The sequence below is a fragment of the Dietzia massiliensis genome, assembly GCF_018390595.1.
In the GTDB taxonomy this organism is placed as follows: Bacteria; Actinomycetota; Actinomycetes; order Mycobacteriales; family Mycobacteriaceae; genus Dietzia; species Dietzia massiliensis.
In genome coordinates this window covers 1-339 of record NZ_JAHBAV010000340.1, presented here as the reverse complement: position 1 = coordinate 339, position 339 = coordinate 1, and the positions used below count along the sequence as shown (strand labels likewise).

The 339-nt window shown below is 30.4% G+C and carries 1 protein-coding gene; it reads left to right on the top strand.

The window, feature by feature from the left end; genetic code table 11:
- Positions 1 to 339, top strand: a 339-nt coding sequence (locus KHA85_RS20730; protein WP_213186753.1) for a nitronate monooxygenase, incomplete at both ends; no start/stop codon positions are given.

Sequence of the window (339 nt, the reverse complement as noted above, 5' to 3'; positions counted from 1 at the left end):
ATGCAATTATTTCAGGGGCTGGATTACCGTTGAATTTACCAGGATTAGTAAAAGATACTAAAATTAAGTTAGCACCAATTGTTTCAAGTGGAAAAGCAGCTAAATTGATTTGTAAAACATGGGATCGTAAGTTTAAGGTGATACCTGACTTTATTGTTATTGAAGGTAGTGAAGCAGGTGGTCATTTAGGTTTTCATAAAGAAGATGTTTTGAATAAAACAACAGCTAAATTGGCTGATATTTTTAAAGAAGTAAAAGAAACGATTCAACCTTTTATTGAAAAATATCAAAAAGAAATACCGATTTTTGTTGCAGGTGGTATTTATGATAGTAAAGATA